Annotated in this window: 11 protein-coding genes; 6 read left to right on the forward strand and 5 right to left on the reverse strand. The window is 42.5% G+C overall.

The window, feature by feature from the left end; genetic code table 11:
• Positions 1-92: 92 nt before the first annotated feature.
• The 3 genes from hpsA to gloA all read right to left on the reverse strand — a co-directional run bounded on the left by hpsA (position 93) and on the right by gloA (position 9396).
• Complete coding sequence (gene hpsA / locus V7K53_RS10900) at positions 93-4940, reverse strand: hormogonium polysaccharide biosynthesis protein HpsA (protein WP_335197530.1); 4848 nt, start codon at positions 4938-4940, stop codon at positions 93-95.
• Between the two features lie 772 nt (positions 4941-5712).
• A complete protein-coding gene (clpB, locus tag V7K53_RS10905) occupies positions 5713-8355 on the reverse strand; it encodes an ATP-dependent chaperone ClpB (RefSeq protein WP_335197531.1) in 2643 nt (880 codons plus the stop codon).
• A 606-nt stretch (positions 8356-8961) separates the two neighbouring features.
• Complete coding sequence (gene gloA / locus V7K53_RS10910; RefSeq protein WP_334875605.1) at positions 8962-9396, reverse strand: lactoylglutathione lyase; 435 nt, start codon at positions 9394-9396, stop codon at positions 8962-8964.
• 269 nt (positions 9397-9665) lie between these two features.
• Here gloA and eno point away from each other — a divergent pair, with 269 nt between their 5' ends.
• The gene (gene eno, locus V7K53_RS10915; RefSeq protein WP_335197532.1) at positions 9666-10955 is read left to right on the forward strand and encodes a phosphopyruvate hydratase; all 1290 of its coding nucleotides are present in this window, start codon (positions 9666-9668) and stop codon (positions 10953-10955) included.
• A gap of 77 nt (positions 10956-11032) precedes the next feature.
• Here eno and argC read toward each other — a convergent pair whose 3' ends face one another.
• Positions 11033-12091 carry an N-acetyl-gamma-glutamyl-phosphate reductase gene (gene argC, locus V7K53_RS10920; RefSeq protein WP_335197533.1) on the reverse strand — a complete coding sequence of 353 codons (1059 nt, stop codon included), beginning with the start codon at positions 12089-12091 and terminating at the stop codon, positions 11033-11035.
• A gap of 319 nt (positions 12092-12410) precedes the next feature.
• On the opposite strand from argC, the gene ribBA reads away from it, so the two are divergent.
• From ribBA to V7K53_RS10945, 5 genes are all read left to right on the forward strand, one after another.
• Positions 12411-14084 carry a bifunctional 3,4-dihydroxy-2-butanone-4-phosphate synthase/GTP cyclohydrolase II gene (ribBA, locus tag V7K53_RS10925; protein WP_335197534.1) on the forward strand — a complete coding sequence of 558 codons (1674 nt, stop codon included), beginning with the start codon at positions 12411-12413 and terminating at the stop codon, positions 14082-14084.
• 92 nt (positions 14085-14176) lie between these two features.
• The gene (locus V7K53_RS10930; RefSeq protein ID WP_335197535.1) at positions 14177-14407 is read left to right on the forward strand and encodes a type II toxin-antitoxin system HicB family antitoxin; all 231 of its coding nucleotides are present in this window, start codon (positions 14177-14179) and stop codon (positions 14405-14407) included.
• A complete protein-coding gene (locus V7K53_RS10935) occupies positions 14407-14646 on the forward strand; it encodes a type II toxin-antitoxin system HicA family toxin (RefSeq protein ID WP_335197536.1) in 240 nt (79 codons plus the stop codon). The genes V7K53_RS10930 and V7K53_RS10935 overlap by 1 nt, the downstream gene beginning before the upstream one ends.
• A gap of 38 nt (positions 14647-14684) precedes the next feature.
• Positions 14685-14807, forward strand: coding sequence for a hypothetical protein (locus V7K53_RS10940; RefSeq protein WP_335197537.1), 123 nt, complete (start codon positions 14685-14687; stop codon positions 14805-14807).
• A 171-nt stretch (positions 14808-14978) separates the two neighbouring features.
• Positions 14979-16898 (forward strand): M48 family metallopeptidase, encoded by a 1920-nt coding sequence (locus V7K53_RS10945; RefSeq protein WP_335197538.1) that lies wholly within the window; start codon positions 14979-14981, stop codon positions 16896-16898.
• Positions 16899-16968: 70 nt separating this feature from the next.
• Here the strand turns inward: V7K53_RS10945 and V7K53_RS10950 are convergent, their stop codons facing one another.
• Entirely contained in the window at positions 16969-18681 is a 1713-nt protein-coding gene (locus tag V7K53_RS10950) for a diflavin flavoprotein (RefSeq protein ID WP_335197539.1), read from the reverse strand.
• Positions 18682-18684 lie beyond the last annotated feature (3 nt).

Here is an 18684-nt window from a genome sequence, read left to right on the forward strand (position 1 = left end):
CCTTCCCTATTAGGGAAGGGGGCTAGGGGGTTAGGTATGTTAACGTGGTCTATTCACCCGAAAAGTGATGTAAAAACTCTCATTCAAACACTTTAGGATGGTTGGAGTTGGCAGCTAGTAGGACGTTCAGTTGCAGGTAGTGCAAATTTGAAACCACTGCCATAATAATTAGTGTCCGCAGTAGCATCCATATCAAACCCATCCGATGTTTGAGTTTGTACACCACACAACAAAGTTTTCACCCAAAGGTCATCGCGGCCTACTTCTCTGAAGTATTCATTCGGAGGATCTGTTGCTGGAGTTACAAAGCGCTGGGCAAACAAGTCGGGGTTTTGCGCCAATAACGCCACATCAAAACCCCAGTTCCGGTTAGGAGGCATATAATAAGGCGCTTCCCCAGCACCATTAGTAGTGAAAGTACTATCTGATGTGTAACCAGGTCTTGTAGAAAAGAGAGTTCTGAAAAATATACTGTCAATATTGGCAGTAGAGGAAGGAATGCTAGGGTTAGGAGAGGTTGCAGCAACAGTTGTTGGCCCTGGCCTGACGAGAACTTGGAATGGTGCGCTAGCATAGATACTGCGTTTAAATTGGATGAATGAACCGTTGATATTGGCATTAATTCCATTCCAGTTTTCTAAGAAGCGCACAAAGTTATGCAAACCCCCATTGATTTCGTAAGTACTTGAACCCACACGAGCAGGAGTGTCACCAGAAGCAATTACTAGATTAAAAGTTGTTTCACTTGCCTGAGACAACCATCTAGTATTTTTAACAAAACTAGATGATGATGCTATGTCGGTGTAAGTCTTTTCAGTATCGTCAGCATCTGTGGTTGTTACCTGTAATTGCAATACAGGCTCTAATAGTGGTTGAAAAGATCCATCTCTTGTGTATGTTGTCGTGCTTCCAGGAAAATCCCTAAGCGAAGAAAGCGAAGCAGCTGGTACTTGGGGATACCTGTAGAATAGACGAATGTTATTTTTGTAAATTATATCGCTGCCGCTGAATCCTGGTGGCTTAGTAGTATTAATATCTTTGGTGGTTGCAAACCAGAGGGCATTATTTGCTGGTTCGGGTAGGCTGCCATCATTAAATTGAGCTACTACTTTAGCTCCCCCTACTGTTGTTATGCCTAGTGCAACGGGAGTAGTGGTACCAATATTTGCACTAGTTATGACAACATTAGTGCTAGTAAGCAGCCTACCAGAACTATTTCTTTTGAACGCAACCCGGCGGGCAAATCTTCTAAAATCAGCCTGTGCCGATTGGGCAGTAGTACCAGCTAAGAGTTTGACACGCTCTGCATTTGCTGGAAGATTATGAGATTGTATTGATCTATCGCCGTCGTAACCAATATACCAATCAGTTTCTCTACATTCCGAAACTGGTATTTTGAAGCACATTTCCATTACATACTCTGGGAAACTTCCCCGTCGTTGAATGGGTGTGACGAAATTGTTCAAGTAAGAACTGTTAAAGTCTACTGAGTCAGTACTAGTGGGAGTCCCTTTGTAGTACGTATCATCATTAGATGAAGTAAAGAAATTAGATGAAGTAACAAAGTTGTTATTCCAAAAACCTGCCTTCAATCGATTCAATACGGCGTCAGCATCACTCACTTGGTGGTTATTTCGCAAGTCATAATCACCCTCATTGCGGAAACCTTCGCGGAAGTTACCAGACAGCAAGGTGACAGCATCGGCAAGTACTGATGCTGGCCGCCAAGTTTCGCCTGTTGCGCAATTAGGTAGTCTAGAGTCATTAGGCCGACAAGCAAAGTTAGGATCGCGATTTGTCGTAGTACGAGTATAAAATTTAGTATCGTAGTTAGCAGCACTGGGATCTAAAAGATCCCCACCTAGAAATTCTTGTTTAGCGTGCAGATTAAAATTGCCTTTAACATACGCTGGTAGCTCGGTTGCTAAAATCAAGCCTTTTTCTTCCGGTCTATAATCATTCAGACGACTCAAGTCACTGCCATTAATCAACATGATGGCGTTGGGTCGGCGTTCTGGATCGAGCTTGTAGTCACTGGCGCTGACATTATCACTTGTTGAGTCACTGCGATCTTTTTGAGCATCATCACGAGAGGCATAGATAATGCCGCTATTGGGCAATAGATATTCCTTATCCGATACAAGGCCGATTGCTTTTGTGCGAAGCAGACTTAAATCTATGGTAGTGGCACGAATTTCTAATGGCTGACGCTGTTCAACTTCCAGATTGTATTTTCCAGTTAATGCAGCACCTTTATCTATAGCCTTAATTTGTCGGGCATCAAGAAATGCAGTTTCTTTGATTGCGCCATCAGGAACGTAGGTAGTACTCCTAGTCAGAGTGCCATCAGCAATTTGGATTGCACAAATGGTAGAGTCAATTGCTGATTGCTCAGAGAGAGTGAGTTTACTGTCTATTGCTTTGGCCAGTGCTTGCCGCAGTAATGGATTGACAAGGCGGCCATTGGGAAACACCAAGTTAGCTTGATGTTTCAAGCGATTTAGCAAAGTTACGCTAGTGTTAGTAACATCATCATCGTTAGTGACAGCTGCAAAAAAACCATTGCCATCTACTGCCTGTCCTCTAGTTATACCAGCGGCTGTAGTCGCGGGAGCAGCGTAAACAATCCCATTGTTAGATGCAGCTACTGTTGTCAAATCACTTGCATTGTAGGTGTTTGTAGTTGCTGTTGCCTGATTGGTAGGGTTGTAGTAACTACTTACACAAGCCATAGGTGTCTGATAATCGTCTGGTGTAGCCGCCTGAGGATTGTAGGAATCAAAATTGTAGTGATACACTGCTGTGGCACGCATTACCAAATCACCACGTTTTTGTTTACTCGCATCAAGAGGATCGGTTGGATCGGGTACAAGCATAGGCATACTATCAGGCCAGACTACTGTGCCAGCATTTTCGTTGACACCCGACGTACTTGGATCGTTAGGCACTGTTGTTGGACGAGTAGGTAGTCCAGAACCTGTCGGTCTATATACTCCAGCACCTGTAATCACCCTCAATCCACCTACCACATCAAGGATATTAGTTCGGGGTGAAGCGGCTGAAATCTCCCAAAAACCATCACGTCCTGTTACACCTAAATCTGATAACTGTCTAACGCGAGTGCTACGAGTACGATCTTTGGTGGTGCTACTTGTCCACCTCACCGCAGGAGTAATGGCTTGTGGATCATTCTCTCCTACAAAGTCTCCTTTTGTGCTATCCCATATAAGTTCAGGCAGATTGTTGCCTAATACGATGCGATCGCCTAACTGTGTTTCTATTACGGGAGTATTATCTACAACGTCTGGATCTCTAGTAGGTAGTTGCGCTGTATTTAGTGTTAGTGTTGTATTGGTATCTGTGGGATAAATCCAGGCGTCCATTGGACGTAGCGTATTAACAGAACCTTTCATAAAAGTTGCTGCATCTGCTGTGGTGTAATCGACACCAGCAGATTTTTCAATAGCAGAAGTACCATAAGGAACTTCTTTAAATGGTACACGCCTAGTACGCTTACGGAACCAGCTTTCTAATTCTTCCTTACGCACTTTAGTCGCGTCTAAACTTGGATCGTTTAGAAGCCGATTGGTTATATTAGTTCTGATTTCTTGAGGATCAGTAGTAGCATCATTGTTAAGTTGTGCCTTCACTAATAAGTCTATGCGTTGAGCATAAGCCTGAGTGTTATAGGCAATGTCATTCGAGTTATTTGAGGTAGTTTTATTAGTATCTGCTAAAGATTTACTTGTATCAGGTGCGTTATTTTCTCGAAATAAATCTATGCGTGTTCCACCTAGATTAGTTGTACTGATTGGGTTACTAGTTGCAATATTACCGCCAACCACTATCTTGCCATTTTCTCGTTCGTAATAACATGAATACCTACTACTGACCTGATAGAAGGTTATATCTTCACTAGTTTCACCAGTAAATAAGTTACTGTTAGTAAAAATACGTCCATTGAGACGGAATCTAGGTCCTGGTGTAATATCTAAGTCATCTTCATAGACAACGGCATTATTAGTAATAGAAACTTGACTACGATCTTGTTGCATTTCTAATGCCGAGAAGCCCTTATTACCTCGATACTTCTCATATTTGGTTGTATCAAGAGAAGTCGCTTGGGCAATATCACTAATGGGAACTGTGACTGCATATACGAAAAAGCTTTTTTTCAATTCGCCAGTTGGTAGCTTATACCAACCCGAACTACCTACTAAGCTGGCGCTAGTATCACCAGCTACGTCACAAGCTCCACCTGCCTTAGCTGGTAGCATAGGAGGGGTTCTAGCATCTAGTGGGCTTCTACTTCTGGTTTGGGTTGTACCAGTTTGGGGGGGAGTACGGAAGTAGATACCATAGAGAATAAAGCTATCAAATTTACCGTTATTATCTGTATCGGCAGGAAATTTCCAGGCTGTTTGTATGTTTTCTTGATTTTCTAAAGCCATACTACTACCTGCTTCAATCTTCGGATTTGAAGTACTTTTATTAAGGTTATAAGCTAGGGTTATAGGAGTTTCATCACCAAATGTATAGACAGGAAGTTTATTAATTAAGGTATTGTATAGGGTTAGATTTGATGGGACAGAGCGTGGTAAAGTCGGGTCGGCAAACAGTGCACTTATTTTGGCTTTAGCCCTGTCTAAAGCTGGGGTGGCGGCTTGCATTGTCGCTTCATTCACGCGGACATTACTAGCATTTTTAGAACGCTCAAAAGACCGAAATAAAATGGCAGTTGTTAATAGTACGACTACTAAAACTACCATCGCTACTGTTGGCAATACAAAGCCAGAATTAACCGAACCGCGTCTTCTTTGAGTACCAGAAATAGTTCGCAAAAGCCAAATAATTTGCTTATTAATTGCAGATAAAAGCTGCTTGCTAATTTGTCTGAAGCTTTTTTGAATTACCTTGAATAGCTGACGTTTTCTAGACATATCTGCTTCCTAGTCAAGTGGATTATAGCGAATTTTCTATTTTTTCAAAGTTTCTACTCATGCCTATCAAGTATTTTGACAGGTATTATTATGAGACGATATTTATCTAATCACTACATTTTGCTTTACTAACTTCCAAACTAAAGTAGCTATAAAAAAAGATAATTTATTAAAGTTATATCATTTATGAATTGTTCATTTGATCCGGTAAACACTGATTTTTTCAGAATTATTTAGTTCAAGACTGATAAATAATAAGAGCATTAGTTCACAGTAGAATTGCGTAAATGTGTTTTATTTGAAGACAAATTTATGAAGATGTTGTCAGCAGAGTAGGCTTATAATACCCATCTGTTGAAGGAAAGATATCAGTTAGGCGCAAAATAATCAGATGTGCGGCTTAGATTCCCGACTTTTTAATTAAATAAGTCGGGAATATTGTTTTTCACATTGCTTTGATTAATTACTAATTACTCATTAGTAAACCTTGGCGTAAATCCCACTACCACCTTTAAAGACAAACAAGCTTCTGCCACAAGGTACGCAAAATTAGTACCCTGTGGCAGAAGCTACTAGGCATCATTGATGCAACACGCAGTTACATTAATGTTAAAACGATGGTTAGAAACCGCAACTATACGGGGTTTACTCACATCCGTGGGTTTCAAACCCTCAATTATTCTTAGATTTTGTTTGTGTATCCAAGCCAGTTTGGTCTTCTCCCTACAGCCCTTTGGGTACGTCCCGTTGAGTGAAGGGGAGACGCCAGGTGCTATGTAGCAATTTGTGGTACTGACACCTTCACCAGTACTTTTTTGCTAAAAGACAGACCATTTTCATTTTTGTCGATGATAATCGTGTCTCCAGAGATAAAAGTATTTTCCAATAATTTCGTGGCGAGGGGGTTTTCTACTTCTCGCTGAATTGCACGTTTGAGTGGACGCGCACCGTAAACTGGGTCATAGCCTGATTCGACAAGGTGATCGCAAGCAGCTTGCGATATCTCAAAGAAGATTTTTTGCTCGCGCAAGAGATTTTCTACCCGCTTGAGTTGAATACGAATGATATGCCGCATTTCAGTGCGACTGAGGGCATGGAAGAGAATAATATCATCAAGGCGGGTGAGAAATTCTGGGCGGAAATGCGATCGCAAACCTTCCATTACCCGCTTCCGCATCGTTTCATACTGGGAATCATCACCAGATATATCCAAAATATGTTCGCTACCAATGTTACTGGTCATCACAATAACGCTGTTACGAAAATCTACCGTTCTTCCCTGAGAATCAGTAATTCTCCCATCATCCAACACTTGCAATAAAATATTGAACACATCGGGGTGCGCTTTTTCCACTTCATCTAAAAGCACCACTGAGTAAGGACGGCGGCGAATTGCCTCGGAAAGTTGACCGCCTTCTTCATAGCCTACATATCCTGGAGGCGCTCCTACAAGGCGAGAAACTGAGTGTTTTTCCATGTACTCAGACATATCCAAGCGCACCAATGCATCATCAGAATCAAAGAGAAACTGAGCTAAAGCACGGGCCAGTTCGGTTTTACCCACACCTGTAGGGCCCATGAACAAAAATGAACCAATAGGACGAGAGGGATCTTTCATCCCCGCACGGGCGCGGCGAATTGCGGCTGCTACTGCTTCTACAGCCTCTTCTTGCCCAATGACTCGTTGATGCAAATGACTTTCTAATTGCAGTAATTTTTGTCGTTCCGATTCCAATAGGCGATTGACGGGGATTCCTGTCCACTTGGCGACGATTTCGGCAATGTCGGCTTCAGTGACTTGTTCTCGCAGCAACGTGGAACCTTGGTTTTGAATTTCTAAAAGGCTCGCTTCTTTGGCTTCACGCTCGTGCTGCACTCCCTCCAATTTGCCATACTTTAGTTGGGCAGCTTTATTTAGATCGTAGGCGCGTTCTGCCTGTTCAATTTGCACTCGCAGCGCATCTTCTTCTTTCTTTAAGGCGCTTATCGCCTCCAATAGCTGCTTTTCGCCTTGCCATTGCTCATTAAATATTTGCTGTTTTTCCGTTAAATTGGCGATTTCTTGTTCAATGCGCTGCAAACGTTCTTTCGTTTGGGGAGTACCCTTTTCTTCGCCAGCTAATGACAGCTTTTCCATTTCTAACTGCATGAGGCGGCGATCGATGGTTTCCAATTCGGCTGGTTTGGAGGTAATCTCCATTTTCAACTGTGCTGCTGCTTCATCTACTAAGTCAATAGCTTTATCTGGCAAGAAGCGATCGCTAATGTAACGTGCTGACAGTGTTGCTGCTGCTACCAAAGCCGAATCAGAGATTTTGACGTTGTGATGTACTTCATAACGTTCTTTCAACCCCCGCAGAATGGAAATAGTATTTTCCACACTTGGCTGATCGACAAATACTTGCTGAAAACGGCGTTCTAGGGCAGCATCTTTCTCAATGTGTTTGCGGAATTCGTCGAGGGTACTAGCACCAATACAACGCAGTTCTCCCCGCGCCAGCATTGGTTTGAGCAGATTTCCCGCATCCATTGCCCCTTGTTGGGTGGAACCTGCACCGACTACGGTGTGCAGTTCGTCAATAAACAGAACAATATCACCGTTAGATTCAGTAACTTCCTTGAGAACTGCTTTTAAGCGTTCTTCAAATTCACCTCGTAATTTTGCTCCAGCAATTAAACTGCCGATATCTAACGAAATCAACTTGCGGTTTTTCAGAGATTCAGGAACATCACCGTTTACCATCCGTTGTGCTAATGCTTCTGCGATCGCGGTTTTACCTACCCCAGGTTCACCAATGAGTACGGGATTATTTTTGCTACGACGAGACAATACTTGAATTACCCGCCGAATTTCGTCATCCCGTCCAATTACCGGGTCAAGTTTTCCAGCTTTTGCCTGTTCTGTCAAATCTCTGCCAAATTTTTGTAAGGCATCATAGCGGGATTCTGGGGTTTGATCTGTCACCTTTTGGCTACCACGAATAGTTTTGATCGTAGCTTCGAGTTTAGGTGCATCTGCGCTAAAGCCTTTGAGTATCTTTCGTCCAATGCGATCGTCTTCAGCAAAGGCCAAAAGTATGTGTTCCACAGAAATGTAGGAATCTTTCATCCTAGCTCTAGCTTCCTCGGCTCGGTCTAGTAAAATATCTAAATTGCGGCTAAGGTAAAGCTGATCGCTTTTACCAATTTTGGGCTGGCGTTGGGTAAAGGCTTCTAGTTGCTGTTGCAAGCGGATTGGATCGACCTCAGATCGAGCTAGGATACGTATTGCTAGACTAGTTGGTTCTTCTAACAGGGCAATAATTAAATGTTCAACATCTAGTTGCTGTTGTTGATAAGCACGGACTATATCCTGAGATTTAACAATTGCTTCCCAGGCTTTATCAGTAAATTTATTTGGATCTGTAGGTTGCATCTTTATAATTTTGGAATTTGGATTTTTAGTTTAAGGATTGGGGATTATTAAAGGGAGTAGGGAGTGGGGAGTAGTTATAACCCTACTCCTTAATACCCAGATAATTATCCAAACATTCTCAGCGTATATCCGCGTGTATCTCCGGTGGCAATTTGGGATTGGCAATTGATGATAGTTTAATCCATTGCCTATTTCCTAATTTAAAACGAAAACACTGTTATGAGCAGACTTTCCCCAATAGTGTTATTGGAGCGATGTCTACGACGCGCTATTCGACTTCGCTATTAGTGTTGCTCATCAAGGGCAGTATTGGGGTAATACTAATAGGATTTACGTAGAGGAGATCCCCTAACCCGCCTAAAAAGGGAAAAGTCTAGCGCGTCTTCTGTGTTTACTGACATCAGATGACAGTGTGCCAGAAGAATCAATCTCTCTCTAGCTCAACTTTTTAAGACATCTGTGTGGATTTTCCTATGGCTCTTAAGCACAAGTTGCTGCCAAAATTCCCAGCTTCTTGAAGAAGTCGAGGATCTGAATCCAGCTTAAATAAATGAAATGACATTCCACCCTGCTGGATAATTAATTTTTTGGAGATCCCTGATAAAATTATTGACTCACAAGTTGCTCTTGTGATTCCTGTTTGACTCCTGAACCTTGAGTTCCCAGTTGAATCAGTTCAATTTTATACCCATCAGGATCTTCCACAAAGGCAATTACCGTCGAACCATGTTTCATCGCCCCTGGTTCGCGCACGACTTTACCGCCTTGATTGCGAATTTCTTCACACGTAGCGTAAATATCATCAACGCCAAGGGCAATGTGACCGTAAGCATTACCTAATTCATACTTTTCCACACCCCAGTTGTAGGTTAGTTCGATCACTGAGTTATCGCTTTCGTCGCCATAGCCAACAAAAGCCAGGGTAAATTCTCCCCCTGGAAAATCTTTTCGCCGCAGCAGTTTCATTCCTAGAACTTCACAGTAGAACTTTAAGGACTCTTCAAGGTTGCCCACCCGCAGCATTGTATGTAGTAATCGCATATTGACCTTTTCTCTGTAATTGATTTAGTGTTATTCTCTGCAAACATTTTACCTAGCTCAAAGTCTTAAGGTAAAAATGCTGTCACAGAAAGAATTAAAAGCCGAAAGGACAGAATAAACAATTACCCATTCTGGGCATTGCTCCCTATCCCTATAATGGAAATCTTCTTTAATCTCAGCCGAGAAAGTCTCTTAACCGCCTATGCTAGCGATTGGGTTAGGCAACTGGACTGGATGCGTAACACACTCGAATAAAGGATAAAGTACAGATGAGTAAATTTCTAGATACTGCCATTGAGGCGATCGCAGCCCGTGAAATTCTTGATTCACGCGGTAGACCGACAATTGAAGCCGAAGTGCATTTAGCTAACGGTGTTGTCGGACTGGCGCAAGTTCCCAGTGGTGCTTCTACTGGCACTTTTGAAGCCCACGAACTGCGTGATGGCGATAAAAGCCGTTACGGGGGCAAAGGCGTACTCAAGGCAGTACAAAACGTCAGAGAAGCACTTGCACCACAATTGTTAGGCTTGGATGTCCTCAATCAAGAACTGCTAGACCGCACAATGATTGCGATCGATGGTTCTGCTAACAAATCCAATTTGGGGGCTAATGCAATTTTGGGGGTTTCCTTAGCAGCTGCTAAAGCTGGTGCTGAGTCTCTAGAAATTCCTTTATATCGCTATTTGGGTGGCCCTTTAGCGAATTTGCTCCCAGTGCCGTTGATGAATGTGATTAACGGTGGCGCACACGCTTCAAATAACGTCGATTTTCAAGAGTTTATGATTGTCCCAATTGGCGCAACTTCCTTCCGGGAAGCATTGCGCTGGGGTGCAGAGGTGTTTGCTACCCTCAGTCAGGTGTTAGATGAGAAGGGTTTGCTTACTGGTGTGGGTGATGAAGGCGGTTTTGCCCCTAACCTAGAGTCAAATCAGGTCGCTTTGGAATTGCTGGTTGCTGCCATTAAGAAAGCTGGTTACAAGCCAGGGGAACAAGTAGCTTTGGCGTTGGATGTGGCGGCTAGCGAATTTTACAAAAATGGTCAGTATGTTTACGATGGTAAACCTCACGCCCCGGCTGAATTTATTGATTATTTAGGACAACTAGTTGACCAATACCCAATTGTGTCAATTGAAGATGGCTTGCACGAGGAAGATTGGGAAAGTTGGCAATTGTTGACCCAGAAGTTAGGTGCGCGGGTGCAATTGGTAGGGGATGACTTATTTGTGACTAACGCTACTCGCTTGCAAAGAGGCATCCAGGAAAAAGCCGCTAATGCCATTTTGATTAAACTCAATCAAATTGGTTCGCTTACCGAAACCTTGGAAACGATTGATTTGGCAACTCGCAACAGTATCCGTTCAGTAATTAGCCATCGTTCTGGTGAAACAGAAGACACAACGATCGCCGATTTAGCTGTAGCAACCCGTGCCGGTCAAATCAAAACAGGTTCTCTGTGTCGCAGCGAACGCGTAGCAAAATATAATCGCTTGCTGCGAATTGAAGATGAACTAGGCGATCGCGCCGTTTATGCTGGTGCTGTGGGGTTAGGGCCGAAGTAGAGTTAGGAGTTAGAAGTTAGGAGTTAGGAGTTAAGAGTTTTTAATCCATAATTCATCACTTTTGACTCCTAACTGATTTACGGATAAAATCCCAACTTGGGCAACCCCAAGGTTTCATCCCAGCCCATCATTAGGTTTAGACACTGAATAGCTTGGCCCGCCTGTCCTTTAATTAGATTGTCAATTGCTGACATGACAATTACGCGACCCGTGCGTGGGTCAACTTCTACACCGATATAACAAAGATTGCTACCGTTAGCCCACTTGGTTTGGGGATAAACGCCGCTACCGCAGACTCTTACCCAAGGAGAGTTGCGGTAGAAGGCTGAGAAAATTGTGATTAAGTCATCTCGCACTAGACCAGGATCGCTCATCTTGGCATATACCGTTGCCAAAATCCCGCGTACCATTGGAATCAGGTGCGGTGTAAATTGGATCATGAGTTCGTGACCGGCTAAGTCACTGCAAATTTGCTCAATTTCTGGAGTATGACGGTGACGACCCACGTTGAAAGCTGCGATTGAGTTATCTGCTTCAGCTAGTAATAAGTTGGTTTGAGGCTGTCGTCCACTGCTAGATGTACCAGACTTGGCATCGATAATAGCTGTTTCTGGTACGATTAAACCTTGCTTTAAAAGTGGCGAAAGTGCAAGGAGACTGGCAGTGGGATAGGAACCAGGACAGCCAATGAGTTGAGCTTCGGCAATGCGATCGCGATAAAGTTCTGGTAATCCATAAACTGCTGTCGCTGCAATTGTGCGATCGCTTCTCTCTATCCCATACCAATTTGTATAAGTTGTCAAATCACTGAACCGATAGTCTGCACTCAAATCTAGTACTTTACATCCTTTTTCCAACAGTTTGGGTGCGATTTGGCAAGCCAGACCATTTGGTAAAGACAGGAAAACTACTTCACAGCGGTGAGCAATTATTTCTGGTTCTACCGCTTCTATTAGCAGGTTAGTTGCATGAGCCAGATGCGGGTAGAGATCCCCAAAGGATTTCCCGATACTACTCTCACCTCCTAAATAAACGATTTCGACTTCTGGGTGATCCATCAGTAGTCGTACTAACTGCACTCCACCATAGCCCGACGCGCCAACAATCCCAACGGGTACGCGTCTAAATTTGCCCATGATCTGAAATCCTTATCCCATGAATGGTTAATTCGTTCTCAGCTATCAACAATATCAGCGACCAGACGCACAGCGCACAAAAGGTCGTCTTAAACTCCTCTACTTTGTTCTGGGAAGATGGACGAGCAAAGAAACGATTATTATTCTTCCTCATCCCCTTCATCCTTTACTGTCGCTGCACTTTATCCCCACTTTTTATGGCAAAAAATTTTGCTCCTTTATCAAATCATTGCTAGTCTACTTCTCTGCCTTATAAAGGAGCTACAATCTAAAAGAAGAAATTGTTAAAAAAATTTACGTTTATAGCTGGAAATCTTCTGTGTCACAGCCTAATCCTACCCAAGCTTTTAAATTTGATTCGATTGATGCCGCTTTAGCAGACCTAAAAGCTGGTCGCGTCATTGTAGTGGTAGATGATGAAAATAGAGAAAATGAAGGCGACTTAATTTGTGCTGCCCAATTTGCCACACCCGACATGATTAATTTCATGGCAGTGGAAGCAAGAGGACTAATTTGTTTGGCAATGACAGGCGATCGCCTAGACGAGCTAGACTTACCCTTGATGGTAAGCAACATTACAGATACTAACCAAACTGCCTTCACTGTCAGTATTGATGCTGGGCCAGAATTAGGTGTTACCACAGGCATCTCAGCAGAAGACCGCGCCCGGACTATCCAGGTTACTCTCAACCCAGCCACAAAACCCACCGATTTGCGTCGTCCTGGTCATATTTTTCCCATTCGGGCTAAGGTTGGAGGCGTACTCAAACGCGCAGGACATACGGAAGCAGCTGTGGACTTAGCGAGATTAGCAGGTCTATACCCAGCCGGGGTAATTTGTGAAATTCAAAACTCCGATGGTTCAATGGCGCGGTTGCAGCAGTTAGTTGAATACGCTAAACGTCACAATTTAAAAATTATTAGTATTGCGGATTTAATCAGTTATCGCCTACAGCACGATCGCTTAGTGTATCGTGAGGTTATTACCAAGCTGCCTAGTCAATTCGGTCAGTTTGAAATTTACGCCTATCGCCATACTCTGGATAATACAGAACACGTTGCAATTGTCAAGGGCGACCCAGCTAATTTTAAAGATGAGCCAGTGATGGTGCGGATGCACTCAGAATGCTTAACTGGTGACGCTTTGGGGTCTTTACGCTGCGACTGTCGGATGCAGCTTGTAGCTGCACTCAAAATGATTGAGTCTGCTGGTCAAGGTGTAGTTGTATACTTGCGTCAAGAAGGGCGGGGAATCGGCTTGATTAACAAGCTGAAAGCCTACTCTTTGCAAGATATGGGACTGGATACAGTAGAAGCAAATGAGCGTTTGGGATTTCCTGCTGACTTGCGAGACTACGGGATGGGGGCACAAATGCTCATGGATTTGGGCATCAAAAAGATTCGTTTAATTACCAACAATCCCCGCAAAATTGCTGGAGTTAAGGGCTATGGGTTGGAAGTAGTCGATCGCGTGCCATTGTTAATTGAGGCAAACGATTACAATTCCTATTATCTAGCGACAAAGGCGAAAAAGCTGGGTCACATGCTATTACAGACTTATCTGGTGACAGTAGCAATCCACTGGCAAGATGACCCGGAAGCTGTGACGGAACGTTATGAACGCTTAGAAAAACTGCGACACTTAGCCAGAAGTAACGAGCTATTGTTACAGGAAGAAGCGCGTCCCTTGGCGATCGCTATATTTGATGAGCCATCTTTAACTGTACACTTGGGTTTCGATCAGGCAAAAGTTGCTAGCTGTGATTGGTATCGCCAGGATGGTCATCCTTATATACAGGCGATCTTCCAAATTCTGGACAATCTCGCAACTGTGCCTTACATCCAGAAATTAGAATTTTTGATTTCCTCTGGTTGCGATCCTTTAAGTAATTTACAAGTCCAACTAGATCGGCAGACATTTGCGGATGGTACACTGCCTTCTTCAATTAGCGATCGCTTGGAGACGCAGCAAATTTACAGCTTTAGCAAATAGCCACAACCCTAAAAGCCAACTTTTTAATGGGTTGGAGGATTTATTGTGTGTAAGTCCTACATTCCTGCCAAACTTTTCAGCCGTTCTTTTATATGACAATGAGAGCAATTAAAATTATTGTTGAAAAACATAATGACGGTTATGTAGCATATCCTTTGGGTATCAAGGGGGTTGTAGTTGGCGAAGGTGAAAGCTATGAAGAAGCACTAGCTGATGTTAAATCTGCTATCCACTGCCATATAGAGATATTTGGCCAAGAGGTTTTAGAAGAGGAATCACCAGTCCTAGAAGCTTTTGTGGCGGAAGCTGAGGTTCCTATTTAATGGTTAAATTCCCAGTAGACGTACCTAAAGCTAGAGTAATTAAGACATTGGAATTTCTGGGATTCACCGTTATTAGGGAGCGGGAACATATTGTTATGGAGCGAGAAAACGAAGATGGAACAAAAACTCCGCTGACTATGCCTAACCATTCTCAAATTAAAGGTTCGACGTTGAGATCCATCTGTACTCAAGCGGGTATCTCAAGAGAGGATTTTTTATCTGCTTATGAGCAAATCTGAAAGCAATACTGCTCGTCGGTTAAGACTAAAAAATAGAAATGTGTAGCAAATTAGGCGAGGCTTTGGAACTGAAGTTCAATTATAAAACTCGCATTACAGGCATTACAGATACTTTTGCACCAACTGCTCATCTAGCATGGCTTTTACTTCTTCATCTGTAGGTGGCAGGGTGTCATTCTTCGCAATACGGTTTTGGCTTCTTCAAGGCTGATACCGTGCTTCTTCAAATTTGCGACTGCTTTTGATTTATCCCACTCGAACTCCATGACCGGATCGTATGCGATTTAGGGAATTCTAAACAAAGAGATTTGTTTAACAGGGAGTCGTCTAAAATGCTTTGGAATACACCTCAGTTCGATAGTTTGATTGAGCGTACAGAGAAATTTGCCCGAAAGCATCCCAATTTATATAGATTACAAGTAGCTCTGTTCGCCCTTCTGGGTTATGGATATCTACTGTTTATGCTTGTCTTTTTACTATCACCAGCAATTTTAGTACTTGGATTGGTGATACTCAAGCAGCCTTTCAATATTTGGGCATGGTTTTATGTAATTATTATTAGTTTTCCTGGAGTTCAGTTTGCTATAGGAACTTTACCAGCTCTCTTGAGAAATAGTTCGCCAATTTATGGAAAATGTCTAAGTCGCTCCCAGTTTCCAAAACTATTTAGCTTGATTGATGAATTACAAGTCAAAGTCAAAGTTACTTCCCTAAAAAAAGTTTTACTGACGGCGGAATTTAATGCTTCTGTTATACAAGTTCCTAGACTAGGGATATTTGGTTGGTATGATAATTATCTTATTTTGGGGCTTCCTCTAGTGGCATCTCTATCGTGTGATGAATTAAAGGCTGTTTTGATTCATGAATTAGCGCATTTGTCAGGAAATCATTCTCAATTTGATAGATGGATTTATCTGTTGCGACAAACTTTAGCAGATACCGTTAAACACATGCAGCAAGTCAATGAAGGACATCCCTCTATCTTCATTACACCTTTTGTTAAATGGTACATTCCATTTTTTAATGCTTATTCGTTTGTACTTGCTCGAATTAATGAGTATGATGCTGACAAGTGCGCTCTTAAGTTAGCAGGATCTGAAACTTGTGCTGTGTCACTTATTAAAATGCAGTTAACAGGTGGATTTGCATTACATACTTTTTGGCCTAATCTATACCAGCAGGTAGAACATAAACCACAACCACCTGCTGATGCATACACTAAACTACTAACAGCTTTATTCCAACCCAAAAACTTACAGGAAAGCTATAAGTTTCTTAAACAAGCTTTAGTTCGCAAAACCAATAATATAGATACCCATCCTTGTCTGAATGAACGTTTGAAAATACTAGATTTTACTTCAGTTTCTCAGGAACTTATTTCACCCTGTTTTGTGCTTCAAGAAAATGCCGCAGAAGTGCTATTGGGTAAACAGGCATTACAAGAGTTTACCCTTGATTTAGATAAGGTTTGGAAACAGCAAGTGGAGAGTTCCTGGAGACAACGTTATGCGGTTGTACAAGAAGTTCTGCAAGAAATAAAAATCTTGGAAGAAAAGGAAACTCAGGATAATTTAAGTTTAGAAGATATCTGGAAGTTAGCTAATTTGAGTCTAGAAGTAAACAAAGAAGAATTAGCTATGCAAAGGCTACATCAGTTACTCATCATGGATTCGGATAATGTGAGCGTACATTACTTGTTAGGACAGATTTTGCTCAAACAAGGTAATTTGGATGGAGTACAACACCTAGAAACGGCTTTAAGCCAAGATGTTAGTTTAACAAATCGTTGTCTACAAATTCTGTATGAATTGTTTTGGCAACGCGGTGAAGTAGAAAAATCTAACTATTATCGCGATCGGCTAGATGGTTTTAATGAGCAATTGAGCAAAGCTAAGAAGGAACGTTCTGTTGTGAGTCATCAAGACACTTTCTGTCAGCACGGATTAGAAAAAACTGAAACACGCAAAATTCGCACTTTGATATCCCAATGTCCTCAAGTTAAAAAAGCTTTCTTAGTGCAAAAAGTCATGAATCACTTCTCGAATATACCTTTTTTTGTTCTGGGGATTGTTCGCCACTCAAGCTTCCTTCGACTAGAGTCTAGTGATGCTGATTTAGAGCTAACAACAATTTTAAAAAAGAAACTCCAAATTCAGCAAAATTGGGAGATTATAGTCGTGGCTAATGGCAATTCCAAAGTTATCAAAAAGATGCAACAAATAAAACAATCTCTTATTTATTACAAACAGTAATTTTGCGAGATTAAAATTACTGTTTTGGATTTTAGATTTTAAATAATTCATCCAAAATCCAAAACGCTAATTAATAATGAGTTGCCGACTTGCGATGATGCACGGCTGTAACGCCATCATTATCTAACAATTTGCCGCTCTCGACAGTTGCATAAACCAGCCAGTGGTCGCCAGATTCCATCCGATTTTGTACGGAACATTCGAGATATGCTAGAGCATCCGTAAGTATGGGAGAACCGCTTTCTGTTTCTTCGGCGGCGACATCAGCAAATCGGTCTTGTCCTGGGCCAAAAGGTTTAAGGAAGTGCTTCATCAAGCCCAAGTGATTCCCTTCTTTAAGAATATTGAGGACAAATTTGTTTCCTGTATGGGTCAGTGTTTCTACTGCGCGGTCTTTGGCGACGGCAATGGTTAAACCAGGTGGATTAAAGCTGGCTTGAGATACCCAAGAAGCTAACATGGCACTGGAGCGATCGCCTTCTTTGGCTGTGAGAACGCAAAGAGAACCGACAATCCGGCCAACTGCTTGTTCTACAGTTGTTGCAGGAAGACTTTGCGATCGCACTTTTCTCGCTTTCTTCAGTGCTTGGGCAAAGTCAGTTCCAGCTTCTTCACATAATTGTAAGGTGGCATCGTCGGGTTTGAATTTGACGCGGATGGTATCAAAACCAAACCGATAGCCAGCATCTTTTAATTTACTCTCAATTAAATCAACCGCTTCTCCACTCCAGCCAAAGGAACCAAAAGCACCGGCGAGTTTATTATTAGTAGCGGTGGATAGCACAATTCCTAAAGCTGTTTGTACGGGTGTCGGTGCATGACCGCCAAGAGTAGGAGAACCGATGATGAAACCACCGGCTTTTTCCACAGCCGCCCGGATTTCTTCTGGTTCGGTAAATTCGCAGTTAATCGATTCTACGGCAACGCCAGCTTTTGTGATACCACGAGCGATCGCTTGGGCTAATGTGGCTGTATTCCCATAAGCAGATGCATAAATCAACGCTACTGTCAAATCAGCAGAAGTTTGCTGTTGACTCCATTCTCGATAAGCTTTGGTTAGGTCGATTAAGCCATAGCGTACCAAAGGCCCGTGTCCATTGGCATACATTCGCACGGGAAAATCTGCAAGTTTATCCAGCGCTGTTTCAACTTGACGGGCGTGGGGAGCCATGAGGCAATCAAAATAATAGCGTCGATCTTCGTTATATACTTCCCACCCTTCATCAAATACCTGATCTCCACAAACATGCGCCCCAAATAACTTATCTGTGTACAGAATTTCTGTTTGCGGATCGTAGGTACAAAGTTCATCTGCATAGCGGGGATTGGGGGTGGGAATAAATTGTAAATTATGCCCATTACCCAAATCTAGAGTTTCTTCGCCCCGCATCACAAGAATTTGCAAATCTGGATTTTCCAGCGCCGCACGTAAATTTATCGCCCCTGGATTAGAACACACAAAGGTGATTTGCGGGGCAATTTCTAACAAAGCTTTTAAAGTTGCAGCGCGGTTAGGATTTACGTGTCCCAAAATTACATAATCTAAATCTTCGAGATGGAAACGTTGTTGCAAAGCTTCTAAATAAATTTGCGTAAACGTTTCCCCTGGAGGATCGATAATGGCGCTTTTCTCGCTTTCAATTAAATAAGAATTAGCAGTTGTACCCTTAGCAAGAGCATATTCAATTTCAAATCTCAGCCTTGACCAACTGCGCGAGCGCAGTATTCTTGTATCTGTAGCAATGGGGAAAACTTGAACGTCACGGGGTTTATTTTTTGACATGGC

Source organism: Nostoc sp. (assembly GCF_036917355.1).
Classification (GTDB): Bacteria; Cyanobacteriota; Cyanobacteriia; order Cyanobacteriales; family Nostocaceae; genus Nostoc.

Bases quoted from the DNA above. Each gene is read 5' to 3' on its own strand.
- hpsA (WP_335197530.1), bottom strand. From the start codon at position 4,940: ATGTCTAGAAAACGTCAGCTATTCAAGGTAATTCAAAAAAGCTTCAGA.
- clpB (WP_335197531.1), bottom strand. From the start codon at position 8,355: ATGCAACCTACAGATCCAAATAAATTTACTGATAAAGCCTGGGAAGCA.
- gloA (WP_334875605.1), bottom strand. From the start codon at position 9,396: ATGCGATTACTACATACAATGCTGCGGGTGGGCAACCTTGAAGAGTCC.
- eno (WP_335197532.1), top strand. From the start codon at position 9,666: ATGAGTAAATTTCTAGATACTGCCATTGAGGCGATCGCAGCCCGTGAA.
- argC (WP_335197533.1), bottom strand. From the start codon at position 12,091: ATGGGCAAATTTAGACGCGTACCCGTTGGGATTGTTGGCGCGTCGGGC.
- V7K53_RS10930 (WP_335197535.1), top strand. From the start codon at position 14,177: ATGACAATGAGAGCAATTAAAATTATTGTTGAAAAACATAATGACGGT.
- V7K53_RS10935 (WP_335197536.1), top strand. From the start codon at position 14,407: ATGGTTAAATTCCCAGTAGACGTACCTAAAGCTAGAGTAATTAAGACA.
- V7K53_RS10940 (WP_335197537.1), top strand. From the start codon at position 14,685: ATGTGTAGCAAATTAGGCGAGGCTTTGGAACTGAAGTTCAATTATAAA.
- V7K53_RS10945 (WP_335197538.1), top strand. From the start codon at position 14,979: ATGCTTTGGAATACACCTCAGTTCGATAGTTTGATTGAGCGTACAGAG.
- V7K53_RS10950 (WP_335197539.1), bottom strand. From the start codon at position 18,681: ATGTCAAAAAATAAACCCCGTGACGTTCAAGTTTTCCCCATTGCTACA.